At 70.6% G+C, this 18,974-nt stretch carries 16 protein-coding genes; 13 read left to right on the top strand and 3 right to left on the bottom strand.

Annotation, left to right across the window (positions count from 1 at the left end):
• Positions 1-203: 203 nt before the first annotated feature.
• From QZ772_RS20920 to QZ772_RS20960, 9 genes are all read left to right on the top strand, one after another.
• The gene (locus QZ772_RS20920; protein ID WP_295530453.1) at positions 204-677 is read left to right on the top strand and encodes a DUF4863 family protein; all 474 of its coding nucleotides are present in this window, start codon (positions 204-206) and stop codon (positions 675-677) included.
• Positions 678-680: 3 nt separating this feature from the next.
• On the top strand, positions 681-2,234 hold the full coding sequence (locus tag QZ772_RS20925; RefSeq protein WP_295530456.1) for a 3,4-dehydroadipyl-CoA semialdehyde dehydrogenase: 1,554 nt from the start codon (positions 681-683) through the stop codon (positions 2,232-2,234).
• Between the two features lie 51 nt (positions 2,235-2,285).
• Positions 2,286-3,836, top strand: a complete 1,551-nt coding sequence (locus QZ772_RS20930) for a benzoate-CoA ligase family protein (protein WP_295530459.1) — start codon at positions 2,286-2,288, stop codon at positions 3,834-3,836.
• Between the two features lie 157 nt (positions 3,837-3,993).
• Positions 3,994-4,815: an alpha/beta hydrolase gene (locus tag QZ772_RS20935; RefSeq protein WP_295530461.1), complete on the top strand. Its 822-nt coding sequence runs from the start codon at positions 3,994-3,996 to the stop codon at positions 4,813-4,815.
• A 65-nt stretch (positions 4,816-4,880) separates the two neighbouring features.
• Positions 4,881-6,050 carry an ABC transporter substrate-binding protein gene (locus QZ772_RS20940; protein ID WP_295530464.1) on the top strand — a complete coding sequence of 390 codons (1,170 nt, stop codon included), beginning with the start codon at positions 4,881-4,883 and terminating at the stop codon, positions 6,048-6,050.
• 274 nt (positions 6,051-6,324) lie between these two features.
• A complete protein-coding gene (locus tag QZ772_RS20945) occupies positions 6,325-7,197 on the top strand; it encodes a branched-chain amino acid ABC transporter permease (protein WP_017757730.1) in 873 nt (290 codons plus the stop codon).
• 20 nt (positions 7,198-7,217) lie between these two features.
• Positions 7,218-8,225, top strand: a complete 1,008-nt coding sequence (locus QZ772_RS20950) for a branched-chain amino acid ABC transporter permease (RefSeq protein ID WP_295530468.1) — start codon at positions 7,218-7,220, stop codon at positions 8,223-8,225.
• Complete coding sequence (locus QZ772_RS20955; RefSeq protein ID WP_295530470.1) at positions 8,222-8,986, top strand: ABC transporter ATP-binding protein; 765 nt, start codon at positions 8,222-8,224, stop codon at positions 8,984-8,986. Before QZ772_RS20950 ends, QZ772_RS20955 begins: the two co-directional genes overlap by 4 nt.
• 16 nt (positions 8,987-9,002) lie before the next feature.
• A complete protein-coding gene (locus QZ772_RS20960; RefSeq protein ID WP_295530473.1) occupies positions 9,003-9,704 on the top strand; it encodes an ABC transporter ATP-binding protein in 702 nt (233 codons plus the stop codon).
• Positions 9,705-9,722: 18 nt separating this feature from the next.
• Here QZ772_RS20960 and QZ772_RS20965 read toward each other — a convergent pair whose 3' ends face one another.
• Positions 9,723-10,412 (bottom strand): Crp/Fnr family transcriptional regulator, encoded by a 690-nt coding sequence (locus QZ772_RS20965; RefSeq protein ID WP_295530476.1) that lies wholly within the window; start codon positions 10,410-10,412, stop codon positions 9,723-9,725.
• A 160-nt stretch (positions 10,413-10,572) separates the two neighbouring features.
• On the opposite strand from QZ772_RS20965, the gene QZ772_RS20970 reads away from it, so the two are divergent.
• From QZ772_RS20970 to QZ772_RS20985, 4 genes are read left to right on the top strand one after another with little or no spacing between them, the layout of a single operon-like run.
• Positions 10,573-11,514, top strand: a complete 942-nt coding sequence (locus tag QZ772_RS20970; protein ID WP_295530479.1) for a 3-keto-5-aminohexanoate cleavage protein — start codon at positions 10,573-10,575, stop codon at positions 11,512-11,514.
• A gap of 26 nt (positions 11,515-11,540) precedes the next feature.
• Positions 11,541-12,749, top strand: coding sequence for an ABC transporter substrate-binding protein (locus tag QZ772_RS20975; RefSeq protein WP_295530482.1), 1,209 nt, complete (start codon positions 11,541-11,543; stop codon positions 12,747-12,749).
• A complete protein-coding gene (locus tag QZ772_RS20980) occupies positions 12,746-13,693 on the top strand; it encodes a 3-hydroxyacyl-CoA dehydrogenase NAD-binding domain-containing protein (protein ID WP_295530485.1) in 948 nt (315 codons plus the stop codon). Before QZ772_RS20975 ends, QZ772_RS20980 begins: the two co-directional genes overlap by 4 nt.
• 32 nt (positions 13,694-13,725) lie before the next feature.
• Positions 13,726-15,531: a feruloyl-CoA synthase gene (locus QZ772_RS20985; protein ID WP_295530488.1), complete on the top strand. Its 1,806-nt coding sequence runs from the start codon at positions 13,726-13,728 to the stop codon at positions 15,529-15,531.
• Positions 15,532-15,577: 46 nt separating this feature from the next.
• Here the strand turns inward: QZ772_RS20985 and QZ772_RS20990 are convergent, their stop codons facing one another.
• Entirely contained in the window at positions 15,578-17,899 is a 2,322-nt protein-coding gene (locus QZ772_RS20990) for a N,N-dimethylformamidase beta subunit family domain-containing protein (protein ID WP_295530491.1), read from the bottom strand.
• Positions 17,896-18,873 (bottom strand): tripartite tricarboxylate transporter substrate-binding protein, encoded by a 978-nt coding sequence (locus tag QZ772_RS20995; RefSeq protein WP_295530495.1) that lies wholly within the window; start codon positions 18,871-18,873, stop codon positions 17,896-17,898. The genes QZ772_RS20990 and QZ772_RS20995 overlap by 4 nt, the downstream gene beginning before the upstream one ends.
• Positions 18,874-18,974 lie beyond the last annotated feature (101 nt).

The following is an 18,974-nucleotide window of genomic DNA, read 5'->3' on the forward strand; positions in this document are numbered from 1 at the left end:
CGGCCCTCGCGTCGGCCGATTCATCGCCGGCCCTTCCGTCTTCACCGCACCTAGGGATAACACCCAACATGCACTATGTTGCTTGACATGCATCAGGTGCGCTTCTATGGTTCGTCCGCAAGCAAGATACTGCACATGAACGGCGCCGGCAAGCACTGGCGTCAACCCGCAGAGAGACAAGCACCCCGACAGCGAGATCCACGATGTCCAAGCAAGCCTTCCATGCCCAGGTGGCCGCACTGACGGCCCAGATCGCCGGCCGGCCGCTCGATGCCGCGCTGGACGCCTGGCTCAACGCCGAGCACGGAGCGCGCAGCGCCACCTATGCCCAGCTCAAGGCCAGCTGCGAAGAGGGCGTGGCCCAGGGCTGGCTGTGCGAGCGCGAGGGCGGCGGCATCCGCTACGGCCGCGTCTTCAAAGCCGAGGACGCCCTGCATCGCTTCTCGGTCGACGTGGTCGACATGCAGGACATTGCAGGTCCGCACCATGTGCACCCGAACGGCGAGATCGACCTGATCATGCCGCTCGCGGACAGCCGCGCCGCCTTCGACGGCCGGCCCGCCGGCTGGTGCGTCTACCCGCCGGGCAGCGCCCACCGGCCCACCGTGAGCGACGGCCGCGCGCTGGTGCTCTACCTGCTGCCCGAGGGCCGCATCGAATTCACCAAAGGCGCCTGAGCGATGACCACCGAACTTCTCCAGAACCACGTCGCCGGCCGCTGGCAGGCGGGCACCGGCGCCGGCACGCCGCTGGTCGACCCGGTGCTCGGCACCGAGCTCGTGCGCGTCGACGCCACCGGTCTGGACCTGCCCGCCGCCTTCGCCTTCGCACGCCAGACCGGCGGCGCGGCGCTGCGGGCGCTGAGCTACCGCGAGCGTGCCGGCCTGCTGGCCGCCATCGTCAAGGTGCTGCAGGCCAACCGCGATGCCTACTACGAGATCGCCACCGCCAATTCGGGCACGGTGAAGAACGACTCGGCGGTGGACATCGACGGCGGCATCTTCACGCTGGGCCAGTACGCCAAGTGGGGCGAGTCGCTGGGCGACGCCCACGCACTGAAGGACGGCGAGCCAGTGCGGCTGGGCCGCGAGCCGGTCTTCCAGTCCCAGCACGTGCAGGTGCCGGTGCAGGGCGTGGCCCTGTTCATCAATGCCTTCAACTTCCCGGCCTGGGGGCTGTGGGAGAAGGCGGCACCGGCCCTGCTGTCGGGCGTGCCGGTGATCGTCAAGCCCGCGACGGCCACCGCCTGGCTCACGCAGCGCATGGTGCGCGACGTGATCGAGGCCGGCGTGCTGCCGCCGGGGGCGCTGTCCATCGTCTGCGGCAGCTCGGCCGGGTTGATGGATGCGCTGACGCCCTTCGATCTGGTCTCCTTCACCGGCTCGGCCGACACCGCGGCGCTGATCCGCGGCCATGCGGCGGTGGCTCGCCATTCGGTACGCGCCAATATCGAGGCCGACAGCCTCAACAGCGCCCTGCTGCTGCCCGGCGCCGCGCCCGGCGATGCGGTGTTCGAGCTGCTGGTCAAGGAGGTGGTGCGCGAGATGACGGTCAAGTCGGGCCAGAAATGCACCGCCATCCGCCGCGTTCTGGTGCCCGAGGCGCTCTATGCGCCGGTGGCCGAGGCCGTCTCCGCCCGGCTGGCGAAAGTGAGCGTGGGCAATCCGCGCAACGAGTCGGTGCGCATGGGTTCGCTGGTCAGCCGCGAGCAGTTGGCCTCCGTCCAGCAGGGCCTGCAGCAACTGGAGGCCGCGACCGAGGTGCTGCACGACGGCCGCCGCGCCGCGCTGGTGGATTGCGACCCGGCCATCGCCGCCTGCATCGGCCCGGTGCTGCTGGGCGCCCGCGATGCCGACAGCGCGGCCGTGGTGCACGACGTGGAGGTGTTCGGTCCCGTCGCCACGCTCCTGCCCTACCGCGACCTGCCGCATGCGCTGGCCCTGACCGAACGCGGGTTGGGCTCGCTGGTGGCCTCGGTCTACGGCGACGACCCGGCCGAGATCGGCCGCGCCGCGCTCGCCCTGGCCGCAAGCCACGGCCGCGTGCATGCCGTGACGCCCGAGGTGGCGCAGGCGCACACCGGCCACGGCAACGTGATGCCGATGTCGCTGCACGGCGGCCCGGGCCGCGCCGGTGGCGGCGCCGAGCTGGGCGGCCTGCGGGCGCTGGACTTCTATCACCGGCGTGCGGCGGTGCAGACCAGCCCTGCGGTGCTGGATGCGCTGGTGCCGTGACACGCGCCTGACAAATAAGAAGAGCCCCCAGGGAGTGATTAGGAGACAACGATGAGCCTGCCCGCCCGCTTCAACTTCGCCGAACACCTGTTCGCCCTCAACCGCGGCCGCGCCGCCAAGCCCGCCTACATCGACGACCGCGGCGTGCTGAGCTATGGCGAGCTGGAAGACCGCGCCCGCCGCCTGGCTGCGGCCCTGGCCGCCGCCGGTGTGCGCCGCGAGGAGCGCGTGCTGCTGCTGATGCACGACACGCAGGACTGGCCCGTGTGCTTCCTGGGCAGCCTGTACGCCGGCGTGGTGCCGGTGGCCGTCAACACCCTGCTCACGGTCGACGACTATGCCTACATGCTCGAACACAGCCGCGCCCAGGCCGCGTTGGTCGGCGGTGCGCTGCTGCCGGTGCTGCAGAGCGCGATGGAGAGGGGCACGCACGAGCTGCAGTCGGTGATCGTGGCCCAGCCCACGGGCGAGCTGCCGCGCGGCATGCAGGCGCTCGAAGACGCCATCGCCGCCGCCGAGCCACGGCCCGCCCCCGCGCCCACCACGCCCGACGACCCGGGCTTCTGGCTCTATTCCTCTGGCTCCACCGGCAAGCCCAAGGGCACCGTCCACACCCATGGCAACCTGTGGTGGACGGCCGAGCTCTACGGCAAGGCGGTGCTGCAGCTGACCGAGCAGGACGTGTGCTTCTCGGCCGCCAAGCTCTACTTCGCCTATGGCCTGGGCAATGCGCTGACCTTTCCGCTGTCGGTGGGCGCCAGCGTGGTGCTGATGGCCGAGCGGCCCACGCCCGAGGCCGTCTTCAAGCGCTGGACGCAGGCCGAGCACCGGCCGACGGTCTTCTTCGGCGCACCCACGGGCTATGCGGGCATGCTGGCCTCGTCGCAGTTGCCTGCACGCGATCAGGTGGCGCTGCGCATGGGCTCCTCCGCCGGCGAGGCGCTACCGGCGGACATCGCCCAGCGCTTCAAGGCGCACTTCGGCTGCGACATCATCGATGGCATCGGCTCCACCGAGATGCTGCATGTCTTCCTCTCCAACCGGCCGGGCGACGTCCGGTACGGCAGCACCGGCCGCCCGGTCGAGGGCTACGAGGTGGAGCTGCGCGGCGAGGACGGCCGCCCCGTGCACGATGGCGAGGTGGGCGACCTCTACATCCGCGGCCCGAGCAGTGCGCTGATGTACTGGGGCAACCGCGAGAAGACGCGCGACACCTTCCTGGGCGGCTGGACCAAGTCCGGCGACAAGTACGTGCGCGATGCCGAGGGCTACTACACCTACGCCGGCCGCAGCGACGACATGCTCAAGGTCAGCGGCATCTATGTCTCGCCCTTCGAGGTCGAGGCCACGCTGGTGCAGCATCCCGCCGTGCTGGAGGCCGCCGTCATCGGCGTGGCCGATGCCGAGGGGCTGACCAAGACCAAGGCCTACGTGGTGCTCAAGCCCGGCCAGCCCGCCACCGATGCCGAACTCAAGGCCTTCGTGAAGGACCGGCTCGCGCCCTACAAGTACCCGCGGCTGATCGAGTTCATCGACGAGCTGCCCAAGACGGCGACGGGCAAGATCCAGCGCTTCCGGCTGCGAGAGCGGGAGCAGGCATGAGTCGAATGGCCATGCACGATCACGCGGTACCGAGAGCAGGCGCGCTGTCTTGCTCCCTCCCCCGCTGGGGGAGGGCTGGGGTGGGGGCCGGCAGCGCCCCTTGCGTCCGCACGGGCCCCCATCCCCACCTTCCCCCAGCGGGGGAAGGAGCAAGACCATGAGCACCGTCGACTTCGCCGAGATCGACTGGCGCGGCCGGGCGGTGCGCATCGAGCACCGCTTCATCGTGCCTGCGGGTGCCGAGACGGCACCGCTCGTCGTCTTCCTGCACGAAGGGCTGGGCTCGGTGGCGATGTGGAAGGACTTCCCCGACCGCCTGTGCCAGGCGCTGGGCGTGCGCGGCCTGGTGTACTCGCGCCCCGGCTATGGCCGCTCCACGCCGCGGCCCGCCAACGAGCCGCTGACCGTGGACTTCATGCACCGTCAGGCCAACGAGGTGCTGCCCGCCTTCCTCGCAGCCCTGGGCATCGACACGCCCGTGTGGCTCTTCGGTCACAGCGACGGCGGCTCCATCGCCCTGCTCTTCGCCGCCCGCCATCCACAGGCGGTGGCCGGCTTGGTGCTGCTGGCGCCGCACCTCTTCGTCGAGGACGTGACGGTGCACAACATCGAGCTCGCCCGCCAGGCCTACGACCATGCGGACCTGCGCGCGCGCCTGGCCCGTTATCACGACGACGTGGACTCGGCCTTCCGCGGCTGGAACGACATCTGGCTGGCACCGGCCTTCCGCGCCTGGAACATCGAAGCCGACATCGAAGGCATCCATTGCCCGGTGCTCGCCATCCAGGGCCTGGACGACGAGTACGGAACGCTGGCGCAGATCGAGGGCATCGCGGCGCGCGTGCCCGGCACCCAGCTGCTGCCCATTCCGGGCTGCGGCCACTCGCCCCATAGGGATCAACCCGAGCAGGTGATCGAGGCCACAGGCCGCATGCTCGCGCCTTCCTTGCGCGGGGCACCCGCTGCCGCGCCCAGGTAAACACCGAAGCCGCCTACATTGCTTTAGTTGTAAAGTAATTTCACGACAATCCAGGAGACAGACGCATGCCCATCCGCTTCCCCCGCAACACCCTCGCCGCCTTTGCCCTGGCCGGTCTGGCCGCCGCCGCTTCGGCCCAAGGCGCCGGCAAGCTCAAGGTCGGCCTGATGCTGCCCTTCAGCGGCACCTACAGCGCGCTGGGCGTGGCCATCGAGAACGGCTTCAAGCTCTACGTGGACGAGCAGGGCGGCAAGCTCGGCGGCCGCGAGATCGAGTACTTCAAGGTGGACGACGAGTCCGACCCGGCCAAAGCCACCGACAACGTCAACAAGCTGATCAAGCGCGACAACGTCGACGTGATCATCGGCACCGTGCACTCCGGCGTGGCCATGGCCATGGCCAAGGCGGCCAAGGAAAGCGGCACCATCCTGATCGTGCCCAACGCCGGCGCCGACGCGGTGACCGGCCCCATGTGCGCGCCCAACATCTTCCGCAGCAGCTTCAGCAACTGGCAGCCGGCCTATGCCATGGGCGTGGTCGCCGCCAAGGAAGGCAAGAAGACCGCCATCACCCTGACCTGGAAGTACGCCGCCGGCGATGAGTCGACGGCCGGCTTCAAGGAAGGCTTCGAGAAGGGCGGCGGCAAGGTGGTCAAGCAACTCACCCTGCCCTTCCCCAATGTGGAGTTCCAGGCCCTGCTGACCGAGATCGCGGCGGCCAAGCCCGACGCCGTGTACTCGTTCATGGCCGGCGGCGGCGCCGTCAAGCTGGTGAAGGACTATGCGGCTGCCGGCCTGAACAAGACCATCCCGCTGTACGGCCCCGGCTTCCTGACCGACGGCACGCTGGACGCCCAGGGCGACGCCGCCGCCGGCATGCTGACCACGCTGCACTATGCCGATGGCCTGAACACGCCCAAGGACAACGCCTTCCGCACCGCCTACGCCAAGACCTTCAAGCTGCAGCCCGACGTCTACGCCGTGCAAGGCTACGACGCGGCGCAGATGCTGGGCGTCGGTCTGGCCGCGACCAAGGGCGATGCCAGCAAGAAGGCCGAGTTCGCCGCCGCGGTGGAGAAGGCGAAGATCGACAGCCCCCGCGGCGCCTTCACCGTGGGCAAGTCCCACAACCCGGTGCAGGACATCTATCTGCGAAAGGTGGATGGCAAGGAGAACAAGCTGGTGAATGTGGCGATCAAGGGTCTTGCAGACCCTGGGCGTGGATGCAGGATGTAAGCGATCCTGCCTGCTCGGTAGGACCGATCTTCTTCTGCCAGCCTGAGATCACTCCCATCGCTCGGGCTGAGCCGCGTCGACTGTTGGGGCTGAGCCGCATCTAAGGTTTGGGCTGAGCCACCACAACCGTTCAGGCTGAGCCTGTCGAAGCCCGGCACCGCGCCGTGCACGGCCTTCGACAAGCTCAGGCCGAACGGAGTGAAGGCTCAGGCCGAACGGAATAGACGCTCAGCCGGGCCGGCCCCTCTTCAATTCGCATCTCGGAACCTCACTCGTGGAACTCGGCACCTTCCTCGTCCAATGCCTGAACTCGGTGCAGTACGGGCTGCTGCTGTTCCTGCTTGCCTCGGGCCTGACGCTGATCTTCGGGATCATGGGCGTCATCAATCTGGCGCACGGCAGCTTCTACATGATCGGCGCGTACATGGCGTTCTCGCTGGCGCCGCTGTTCGGCGACAGCTTCCTGCTGATGCTGGTGGCCGGCGTGCTACTGGCGGCGGCGCTGGGCTATGCGCTGGAATGGGCCTTCTTCAGCTACCTCTACCAGCGCGACCACCTGCAGCAGGTGCTGATGACCTACGGCCTGATCCTGGTGTTCGAGGAACTGCGCTCGATCCTGGTGGGCAACGATGTGCACGGCGTGCCGTTGCCGGGCTGGCTGGCGGGCAGCTTCGCGCTGGGCGACGTGATGAGCTACCCGTGGTATCGCATCTTCGCGTCGGTGGCCTGCATCGTTCTGGCGGTGGCCATGTATGCGGTGGTCAACCGCACCCGGCTCGGCATGATGATCCGCGCCGGCGCCAGCAATCGCGACATGGTGCGCGGCCTGGGCATCGACATCCGCAAGCTCTACCGCATCGTCTTCGCGGCCGGCGTGGCGCTGGCGGCCCTGGCCGGCATGATCGCGGCGCCCATGTCCTCGGTCTATCCCAACATGGGCGCCAGCGTGCTGATCATCTGCTTCGTGGTGGTGGTGATCGGCGGCATCGGCTCCATCACCGGCGCGCTCGTGGCCTCGCTGCTGGTCGGCTTCGTCGACACCTTCGGCAAGGTCTTCTTCGCCGAGCTGAGCGGCATCGGCATCTACCTCCTCATGGCCATCATCCTGATCTGGCGCCCCGAGGGTTTGATGGGCAAGCGCGCATGAACACCACCACGTCTTCCGCGATGACCCCACCCTTGCCCTCCTCCACCCCAACCCGCACCGGCGGCCTGCCCCAGGGCGCACTGCTGCCGCTGGCCGCCGCCGTGATCCTGGCCATCGCGGGGCCGCTGCTGGGCGGCTATGCGGCCGACCTGGTGGTGAAGGTGATGATCCTTGCCATCTTCGCACTCAGCCTCGAACTGCTGGTGGGCATGACCGGGCTGGTGAGCCTGGGCCATGCCGCCTTCTACGGCATCGGCGCGTACATCACCGTGCTGGCTTCGGGCAAGGAGGGCGGCAACCTGCTGGTGCTGCTGGTGCTGGCCATGGGCGGCGCGGCGCTCTATGCGCTGGTGGTGGGCGCTTTGAGCCTGCGCACGCGCGGCGTCTACTTCATCATGGTCACGCTGGCCTTCGCGCAGATGGCCTTCTTCGTCTTCCACGACACGCCGGTGGGCGGCGGCAGCGACGGCATCTACCTGTACATCCGCCCGGCCATCGGTGCGCTGGACATGGAGAACCGCCTGGTGCTGTTCTATGTGGTGCTGGCGGCGCTGGCGGGCACCTACGGCCTGCTGGCGCTGATCCGCCGCTCGCGCTTCGGCGCCGCGCTCGCGGGCATCCGCGTGAGCGAGCAGCGCATGCGGGCGGTGGGCTTTCCCACCTATGCCTACAAGCTGGCGGCCTTCGTCATCGCGGGTGCGCTGGCCGGGCTGGCGGGCTTTCTGGTGGCGGCGCGCGACGGCGTGGTCAATCCCGAGCTGATGGCCTGGCACAACTCGGGCGAGGTGCTGCTGATGATCATCCTGGGTGGCCTGGGCCACCTGCGCGGCGCGGTGCTGGGGGCGGTGGCCTTCACCCTGCTGAAGGAAGTTCTGTCCACCCACGGCCTGGTGGGCCCGCTGGCCGATCACTGGCAGCTGAGCCTGGGGATCGTCATCATCGTCTTCGTGGCGCTGCTGCCCAAGGGGCTGATCGGCCTGCGGGAGCGGCTGTCGCCGATGGCCGCCAGCAAAGGAGCGGCACGATGAACGCCGTCGAATCGACCGCGGCACTGCTTGGTGTGCAGGGCCTCACGCGCCGCTTCGGCGGCCTGGTGGCGGTGAGCGAGGTCACGCTCGACCTGCACGTGGGCGAGGTGCATGCGGTGATCGGCACCAACGGTGCCGGCAAGTCCACGCTGATCAACATGCTCTCGGGCGAGATCGAGGCCTCGGCCGGCCGCATCACGCTCGATGGCCGCGACATCACCGCCCTGCCCCAGCCGCGCCGCGCGCTGGGCGGCGTGGGCCGCAGCTACCAGCGCACCACCATCTTCGGCGAGTTCACCGTGCTGGAGAACTGCCGCCTGGCTGCGCAAGCGGCGACGCCGCGGGCTTGGGCCTTCTGGGAATCGTCGGCACGCTGCCAGGCCAGCAACACCGCCGCCCACGAGGCGCTGGAGGCCGCGGGCCTGAGCACCGAAGCGCACCGCATCGCCGGCACGCTGAGCCACGGCGCCAAGCGCCAACTCGAAGTGGCCATGTGCCTGGCCACGTGCCCGCGCGTGCTGCTGCTGGACGAGCCGTTGGCTGGCATGGGCGCCGAGGAGACCGACCGCATGCTCGCGCTGCTGCAGCGGCTCAAGGCCCGCCACGCCATCCTGCTGGTGGAGCACGACATGGACGCCGTCTTCCGCGTGGCCGACCGCATCACGGTGATGGTCAACGGCGCCGTCATCGCCACCGGCACGCCCGAGGCCATCCGCACCAATCCCGACGTGCGCGCCGCCTACCTGGGCGATGAACACTGAAGCGAAGCCGCCTTCCATGCTCTCCATCCGCGACCTCAACACCTACTACGGCGACAGCCACATCCTGCGCGGCGTCGATGCGCAGGTGCCCGCCGCCTGCGCCGTGGGCCTGCTGGGCCGCAACGGCATGGGCAAGACCACGCTGATCCGCAGCCTGATGGGCTATGTCCGCCCCGCCTCCGGCCAGGTGCTGGCCGATGGCCGCGACGTGACCGGCTGGGCGCCCGAGAAGATGGCGCGGCTGGGCATCGGCTACGTGCCCGAGGGCCGGGGCATCTTCCCCAACCTGTCGGTGCGCGAGAACCTGGTGATGGCCGCGCGGCCCGGCATCGACGGCAGCCGCGCCTGGACCTTCGAGCGCGTGATGGCCACCTTCCCGCGGCTGTCGGAGCGGCTGTCGCACGGCGGCCAGCAGCTGTCGGGCGGCGAGCAGCAGATGCTTTCCATCGGCCGGGCGCTGATGACCAATCCGCGCCTGATGATCCTGGACGAGGCCACCGAGGGCCTGGCGCCGCTGATCGTGACGGAGATCTGGCGCGTGATCGCCGAGATCCGTGCCAGCGGCATCGCCACGCTGATCGTGGACCGCGACTGGCACAAAGTGCTGCACCACACCGACCAGGCGGTGGTGATGGAGAAGGGCCGCATCGTGCTGGCCGGCGCCTCGGCCGAGTTGCTGGCGCAGCCCGACGCACTGGCACAGCGGCTGGGCGTGTAGCGGGCGGCCAGGTGCCGTTCAGGCGCCAGGCACGCGGGCGCGCAGCGCGGCCAGGTCGACCACCGTGATGCCGCCGTACTCCAGCTCGACCAGCCCGTCGGTGGCCAGGCGCTTGAGCGCGGCGTTGCAGCGCTGGCGCGACACGCCCGAGAGGTGCGCGATCTCCTCCTGCGTGACCTGCAGGTGCGGGTCGCTGCCCGGATGCAGCCACGGATGGAACAGCCCCACCAGCGCCCGCGCCACGTTGCTGTCGGTGTCCAGCAGGTGGTGGGCGGCGAAGTTGCCCAGGAACCAGTGCATGCGCTCGTTGATCTGGTGCAGCAGGTAGTCGGCGAAGCCGGGCTCGTGGCTGCGCAACCAGTCGAAGACCTCGGCCGGCATCAGCGCCACCCGGCTGTCGCGCAGCGCGATCACGTCGGCCGTGCGGGCGGCGCCGCGCAGCACCGTGCCCTCGCCGAACCAGCTGCCCACCGACAGGCCGCCGAGCGTGACCGAGCGACCGTCGGCACTGCCCACCGACCACTTCAGCAGGCCCTCGATGGCGCCATACCAGTGCAGCGGCGCGTCGCCCACGCGGCACAGCGCGGTGCCCGCCGGCACCTCGGCCTCGCGCATCCGCTCTCGCACATGCGACCGCGTCGCCTCGGGCAATGCCGGGTACCAGGCGCTGTGGGCCAGCAGGTCGTCGAGGCTTCTGCGCGCGGGCATGGGACGGTGGCGGATGGTGGTCTCCTGGAATCGTTGGCGCGCGCCGTGATGCGGCGCGGGACGGTACTAACCCCCAGGGCAAATGTCATCGCAACGACTGAGTGGCAAGGGGCCCAAAAAAATAATAGCCGCGCCCACCACGAACACATCAGGAGACACGATGAGCAAGCGCAAGGTCATCGTCACCATCGCCCCGACCGGCGGCATGGCCCACAAGTCGCAGAGCCCCCATCTGCCGACGCAACCCGACGAGATCGCCGCCGACGTGCTGCGCTGCTGGAACGCCGGCGCCAGCGTGGTCGCCATCCATGCACGGCGGCCCGACGACGGCGCCACCTGCAACCCCGCCATCTACCGCGACATCAACCGGCGCATCCGCGACGCGGGCTGCGACATCGTGCTCAACAACTCCACCGGCGGCGGCGTGCATGGCGACATGATCCGGCCGCTGCCCGGCGACCGCTGGGAGATCGCGTGGGAGGAGCGCATCAAGGGCATGGACGCCGGCGCCGAGATGTGCACGCTGGACGCCACCACGCTCAACCTCAGTTTCGGCGGCCGCGAGATCCTGATGGACACGCCGCTGTCCAAGGGCCGCGAACTGGCCGCCGGCATGAAGGCGCGCGGCATCAAGCCGGAGTGGGAAGTCTTCGCGCACACGCACATCCTCCAGGACGTGACCACGCTGATCGAGGAAGGCCATGACGAGGCGCCGCACTTCATCAACCTGGTGATGAACGTGCACCGCAACTTCCAGAACGCGATGCCCTTCTCGCCGCGCTACCTGCAGCAGATGGTGGATGTGCTGCCGCGCAACAGCCTGTTCTGCGTCAGCGGCATCGGCCCCTCGCAGCTGGAGGCCAACGTGGCCGCGCTGCTGCTCGGCGGCCACGCCCGCGTGGGGCTGGAAGACAACCTCTACTACCGCCAGGGCGAGCTGGCCACCAACGTGCAGCTCACCGAGCGCATCGTGCGGCTGATCCGCGAGCTGGACATGGAACCGGCCACGCCCGACGAGGCGCGCGCGCTCATGGGCCTGCCGCGCACTGGCACGCCGCGGCCCGAGTTCGCGCCAGGGGCACTGGCCGACGCAGCCGCCTGATTCCGACCACCACGAGGAGACCCCCGATGACCTTCACCCGCGCCCTGCTGGCCGCGGCGGCCGCGCTCGCCTGCGCGACCGGCGCCTCGGCCCAGATCTCGGACGACACCGTCCGCATCGGCTTCATCAGCGACATGTCCGGCGTGTACCGTGACTACGACGGCCCGGCCGGCGCCGAGGCCATCCGCATGGCCATCGCCGACATGGGCGGCAGCATCGCCGGCAAGAAGATCGAACTGCTCACGGCCGACCACCAGAACAAGCCCGACATTGCCGCCGCCAAGGCCCGCGAGTGGTTCGACGTGGACAAGGTGGACATGCTGATCGGCGGCGTGAACTCCGGCGCCGCCATCGCCATGGCGGGCGTGGCACGCGACAAGAAGAAGCCCTACTTCGTCGTCGGCTCCGGTGCCTCGGGCCTGACCAACGAGCACTGCTCGCCCTTCACCGTCATGTATGCCTACGACACCGTGGCCATGGCCCGTGGCACGGCGAGTGCAGTGGTCAGGGGCGGCGGCAAGCGCTGGTTCTTCGTCACGGCCGACTACGCCTTCGGCAACGCGCTGCAGGCCGATGCCAGCAAAGTGGTGGAGACCGGTGGCGGCACGGTGGCCGGCGCGGTCAAGCATCCCCTGGGCGCGAGCGACTTCTCCTCGTACATGCTGCAGGCCACCAGCGCCAGGCCCGACGTACTGGCCCTGGCCAACGCGGGCGGCGACACGGTCAACGCCATCAAGTCCGCGGCCGAGTTCGGCCTGGCGCAGAAGATGAAGCTGGCCGGCATGATCATCACCATCCAGGACGTGCATGCGCTGGGCCTGAAGACGGCGCAGGGCATGTTCCTGACCGACAGCTGGTACTGGAACCAGAGCCCCGAATCGCGGGCCTGGGCGCGGCGCTTCTTCGACAAGCACAAGCGCATGCCCACCTCCTTCCATGCCGGCGACTATTCCGCCGCGCTGCAGTACTTCAAGGCCGTGCAGGCGGCCGGCAGCGACGACGGCGAGAAGGTGATGGCCCAGCTGAAGAAGACCAGGTTCGACGACATGTTCGTGCAGGGCGGCTGGCTGCGCGACGACGGCCTGATGGTGCACGACATGCACCTGATGCAGGTGAAGACGCCCGCGGAGTCGAAGGAGCCCTGGGACTACTACAAGGTGGTCGAGGCCATCCGCGGCGAGGCCGCCTGGACCACGCGTGCCGAAAGCCGCTGCGCGCGCTGGAAGGCGTCATGAGCGGGCATCCGGACATCCGCCGCGTCGGCATCGTCGGCACCGGCGTGATCGGCGCCAGCTGGGCCGCCTTCTTCCTGGCGCGCGGCCTGGACGTGTCGGCCACCGATCCCGCGCCCGGGGCCGAGGACCGGCTGCGCGCCGCGGTCGATCGCCACTGGCCCACGCTGCAGCGCATGGGCCTCGCCGAAGGTGCATCGCCCGCCCGGCTGCACTTCGATGCCTCGCTGGAGCGGGCGCTGGAAGGTTGCGACTTCGTGCAGGAAAGCGGTCCCGAGCGCGCTGACTTCAAGGCCGAGCTCTATGCCCGCATGGACGCCGCCACGCCGCCGCAGGTGCTGCTGGCCAGCAGCAGCTCGGGCCTGCCGGTCAGCGGCATGCAGGTGCGCTGCGAAGCGCCGCAGCGCGTGGTGCTGGGCCATCCCTTCAACCCGCCGCACCTGATCCCGCTGGTGGAGGTGGGCGGTGGCGAGTCCACGGCGCCCGATGCCATCGAACACGCCATGGCCTTCTACGCGGCGCTGGGCAAGCGCCCAATCCATGTTCGGCGCGAGGTGCTGGGCCACATCGCCAACCGGCTGCAGGCGGCGCTGTGGCGCGAGGCTTTCCACCTGGTCGACCAGGGCGTGGCCAGCGTGGCCGACATCGACACCGCCATCGCCCATGGCCCGGGCCTGCGATGGGCGGTGATGGGTCCGTTCATGAACCTGCACCTGTCGGGCGGCGACGGCGGCATGCAGCAGCTGCTGGCGCACCTGGGCGGGCCCATCGAGAGCTGGTGGCGCGACCTGGGCCAGCCGGCGATGACGCCCGCGCTGAAGGCCCGCGTGGTGCAGGGCGTGGCCGAGGCCCGCGGCGAGCGCCGCGAGGATGCGCTGGCCCGCAGCCGCGACGACCTGCTGATCGACCTGATGCGCGCCAAGGCCGGGGACGGCACCCTGCCGTGATTGCGCATCCCGCCCGCTTTCGAGAGACATCCATGTCCCCCATCGACTTCCTCGCCGATCCGGCCCAGGTCGCACCGCCGCGCGCCGTGCGCATCGACTTCGACGACGGCAGCTTCTCGCTGCGCTCGCCCGTTGCCCTGCAGCCCTATGCCCGCTGCGTGGGCGAGTGGCTGGAACAGTGGGCCGAGCGCACGCCCGATGCCCTCGCGCTGGCCGAGCGCACGCCGGATGGCGCCGACTGGCGGCGCGTCAGCTACGCGCAGCTGCGCGCGCAGGTCAGCCGCATGGCGCAGGCGCTGCTCGACCTGCGGCTGCCGGAGGATGCGCCGGTGGTGATCCTGTCGGACAACAGCATCGACCATGCGGTGGTGATGCTGGCGGCCATGCACATCGGCCGGCCGAGCTGCTCCCTCTCCAGCGCCTATTCGCGCCTCACGCAGGACCACACGCGCCTGGCCGGCATGCTGCGGCTACTGGGGCCGGGTCTGATCTACGCATCGGATGCGCAGGTCTACGGCCCCGCCATCGCCGCCTGCGACCTCGACGTGCCCTGCGTGTTCAGCGCCAATGCCGGTGCGTGGTCCGGCGGCCTGGCCTTCGACACCCTGGGCGCCACGCCCGAGACGCCCGCCGTGCGCACCGCCTTCGCGGCCATCGGCCCCGAGACGCATGCCAAGTACCTGATGACCTCGGGATCCACCGGCCATCCCAAGGCGGTGATCAACACCCACCGCATGCTCTGCGCCAACCAGCAGATGATGGCCCAGACCTGGCGCTTCCTGACGCAGGAGCCGCCGGTGCTCGTGGACTGGCTGCCCTGGAGCCACACCTTCGGCGCCAACCACAACCTCAACATGGTGCTGGCCCATGGCGGCGCGCTCTACATCGACGAAGGGCGGCCCGCGCCCGGCCTGGTCGAGAAGACGGCACGCAACCTGCGCGAGGTACGGCCCACGCTGTGGTTCAACGTGCCGCGCGGCTTCGACATGCTGCTGCCGCTGATGGAGGCCGACACGGCGCTGGCCGCGGACATCCTCTCGCGGCTGCGGCTGGCCTTCTATGCGGCGGCGGCGCTGTCGCCCGCCACCTGGCAGCGGCTGCAGGCGCTGGCCGAGCGCGTGCGGCCGGGCCGGCCGCTGTGGCTCACCACCTCCTGGGGCTGCACCGAGACCTCGCCGGCCATCACCTCGGCCCACTGGGCGCTCGACGGCGCCGGCTGCATCGGCAATCCGCTGCCCGGCATGGAGGTGCGCTTCGTGCCCAACGGCGGCAAGCTGGAGATGCGCATCAAGGGCGTGACGGTGACACCCGGCTACCGGCACCAGCCGCGCGAGACGGCCGCCGCCTTCGACGCCGAGGGCTACTACCGCATCGGCGATGCCGGCTACCTGGTGGACCCGGCGCGGCCCGAGCGGGGCATCGTCTTCGACGGCCGCGTGGCCGAGGACTTCAAGCTCGGCAGCGGCACCTGGGTGTCGGTGGGCCCGCTGCGCATCGAGCTGGTGTCGCAGCTCGCGCCCTGGGTGCAGGACCTGGTGCTCACCGGCCACGACCGCGAGGCCGTGGGCCTGCTGGTCTTTCCCAGTCCGCAAGGGACGGCCGAACCGGCGAAGCTGCGCGAGGCGCTGCAGGTCGCGATGCGCCAGCGCCTGGCCGCCGGCCTGGGCTCGGCCCGTTGCCCCACGCGTGCGCTGGTGCTGTCAGCGCCCCCGAGTGCCGACCATGGCGAGATCACCGACAAGGCCTATGTCAACCAGCGTGCCGTGCTCGCGCGGCGCGCCGATGCAGTGGCCCGGCTGCATGCGGCGGTGGTGGATGCCGAGGTGGTCGCCGCTTGAATCGAGCGATGCCGGCGCGAGGGTCCGGCTGCCGCCGCGCGTGCGATCAGCCGGTCAGGCCGCCGGGTGGGCGCCTGCCATGCGGTGCAGGCACGTCGAAGTGGTGCAGCACGTTGCGCAGCAGCCGGTCGAAGGCCGGATCGTGCCCTACGACCCAGGCCGCACCGACCGCGCCCGCATGGAAGACCCGCCCGCCCTGGGGCCGCTGCCAGTCGATCATCTCGGCCGACAGGCCGCCGTCCAGCGCCTCGGTGGGTCGCGAGAACCAGTCCAGGTAGGCGTCCAGGGCGCCTGGCACGCGGCGGCGGCCCTGCGCGATCACCTGCAGGCCCGAGGGCGGCTCGGGCAGGGCCTCGCCCGCCGGAGGCGCAGTGCGCGTCATTCGCCGCAGGCTGGCCACCGTCAGGTCCCATTCGTGGCCGATGGCGCGCGGCAGGCCGCCACCGGGCGCATGGCCGAAGGTGTCGCCCTCGGCCAGACCGACGGGCTGCGGATGCGCGAAGAAGGGATGCTGCGCCGCCGTCACTTGGTAGACGCCGAAGTCGCCCGCATCGGCGAAGCCCCAGCCCGCGGTCTCCAGCCCGATGATGCTCGCGGCCGAACGGCCCACGCCGCGCAGCTGGCCGCCGCGCATCCAGTCCTGGCTGTGGAATTCCTCGCCGAAGGGACCCGCGGGCGGGCGCAGCGCGGCCTGGGCCGGATCGGCGCCGCGCTCCTCGTTCTTGCGCTGCTCCATCACCGCCATGTCCTCGTCGAAGCTCACGCGCAGGTACATGGTGTTGCCCGACAGCACGAGTGCGCTGCCGCCGCGCCGCAGCAGTGCGTCGAAGGCGTCGACCACGGGCGTGGACCAGTACTCGCTGTGGCCATTGACCACCACGGTGCGGTAGCGCGCCAGCAGCGCAGGGTCGCGATGCACGTCCAGATCGGCCAGCAGGTCGAAGTCGTAGCCTTCCTTCTCCAGCCAGACATGCAGGCGGCGCTCCAGCCGCGTCCATTGGGCGAAGCCGCTGCCGGCCGGGTCGTAGAGCGCCGCCGGGCTGGCGTTGGGCCAGGGCATGCGCAGTCCGGTGAAGTAGCTGGGCTGGCCTGCGCGGTGGAAGGTGTAGCTGCAGTAGGCTGGCGCATCGGGATGGCTGTTGGGCAGGCCGGTGGATCGGCGCGGCCAGACCGGGGCGTCCACGGTGTTGCGTGCGAAGGGCGTCGCGGCATAGGCCAGCCAGCTGCTCATGGCGCACAGCACCAGCAGCGGCGCCGCCGCCGCACCGGCCGGACGCCTGACCAGGAAGGTGATGTCGTACACCGCGTCGCGCCCGTCCAGCTCGAAGCCCAGCCGCGCCACATGCAGGCCGGGCTGCGCGTCCACCGGCAGCGTCACGCGCTGGGTGATGGCCCATCGGCAGTCGTGGAGGTCGTCGGCCGCCAGCCGCAGGCCGTGGCACTGCCCGGCAGTGGCGAAGGGGTCGCCGTCACGGGCGGCCACGGCCTCGTCGAAACCGGGGCCGCGGATCATCCAGGTGCCGTGGTTGACGATGCGGCCGTTGCGCCGATGGCCGCTGGCATCGGCGACCACCTCGCCCCGTCCCTCGCGCAGCGGCCAGCAGGCGCGCAGGCCGGGATGGGCGGGCAGGTGCCGGCCGCGGTCGGTCACGCGCTGCGCCAGCGCCTCGGCCGGCAACGCGCATTCGTGGATGGCCGGCAGGGCGACGTCGACATCGGCAAAGGCCTGCGCCACGCCCCCGTCGCCGCAAGCGCCCAGCCGCAACGGCGCGGCGCCGGGACGAAGGGGGCCGGTCCAGGTCTGGCGGCCGACGCAGGTGCCGTCGATCCACAGCGCCGACGTGCGGCCGTCCCAGGTCGCGGCCACATGCTGCCAGGCGCGGGCCTTCAGCCGGCCGGCGGTCCAGCGATGGGTGGGGACAGCGCCGGCCGACGGCGCTCCGGCATCGGCCAGGCACAGGCCCAGCGCACCGTCCGATGCGATGAAGAGGCCGAAGCCGCCCTGTGCCGGGTCATCGCACTGCGTGATCAGCGCCTGGCGCGGACCGTCCACGCGCCAGGGCATCACCCAGCACTCCAGGCTGAGGCCCGGCAGGGCGATGCCGGCCGGCAGCCCACGTGGCACATGGACATAGGAGCCGGGATGAATCGGCTGGATGTGCGGCTGCACCCTGCCCAGGTCGGCCACCAGGCGATCGCTGGCGCGGTCCTCGGGATCGTCGCCCAGGCGGTAGATGCCCAGCCGGCAGGGCCGGTCCACGCTCAGGTGCAGGTCGATGGCCTCGCCGGCATGCACGGTCTTGGCGCCCGTGTAGCCATGGACACCCGGCAGCGCCAGCGCATGGTGGGGCGGGATCGCCGCCGTCATTCGGTGGAGAAGCCGGAGGCCTTGATGACGGGCCCCCAGCGCTGCAGGTCCTCGGCGATCAGGCGTGTCAGGGCCTCGGGCGTGCTCGGGTTGGCATCGCTGCTGAGCTTGGCCAGCCGCTCCTTCACGTCCGGCTGCGCCAGGGCCTTGCCGAGGGCGGCATGCAGCTGGGCGACCGTGGCGGCGGGCGTGGCGGCCGGCACGAACAGGCCGGTCCATTCCAGGTTGTCGAAATGCGGCTGGCCCAGCTCCTTGAGCGTGGGCACGTCCGGCAGTTGGGCCGCGCGCTGGGCGCCGTTGACCGCCAGGACCCTGATCTTGCCGGCCTGCTGGTACTGCACCAGATCGGCGATGGGCGTGATGCCGGCCGCCACCTGGTTGCCCAGCAGGTCCTGCACCAGCGGCGCGGCGCCGCGGTAGGGCACGGCGGTGAGCTTGACACCGGCCTCGCTGCCCAGGCGGAAGCCGATGAACTGCGAGACGCTGCCCGGCGCCGGCACGCCGTAGCTGCCGCGCGAGGCGTCGGTGCGTGCCAGGGCCAGCCATTCGCGCACGTCCTTGGCCGGCAGGGCCGCGGGCACGGCCAGGCCTTCGTAGAAGGTGGCGATGCGGCCGACGGCGGCGAAGTCCTTGACGGGGTCGTAGCGCACCGAGCGCGAGGTCAGCGGCAGCATCACCATCATGTGCATGTTGGCCAGCAGCACCGTCAGGCCGTCGGGTGGGGTGCCGCGCACGTAGTCGGCGGCGATCTGGCCGCCGGCGCCGGTGCGGTTCTCGACCACCACGGCCACGCCGAGGTCGGCCGCCAGCTTGTCGGCCAGCGTGCGCGCCTGCACGTCGGCCGAGCCGCCGGCCGGATAACCGACGACAAGGCGCAGCGGGCCCTTGCCCGTGGGCACCTGCGCCGGTGCGGCGCAGGCGAAGGCCAGGCCGGCGCAGGCCAGGCCGAGGCGGAGGAAGGCAGGCAGTGTCATGGTGTTTTTCGCGGGTCGTGGAAGAAAAGGCGGGGTCGGCCCGTCGGCGTGCTGACAGCCGGGGCCGGCAAGGGCGCCGTCCCTGCAAGGAGCGCGAGACG

Origin of the sequence: uncultured Pseudacidovorax sp., from assembly GCF_913773995.1 — a bacterium.
GTDB lineage: Bacteria > Pseudomonadota > Gammaproteobacteria > Burkholderiales > Burkholderiaceae_C > Xenophilus.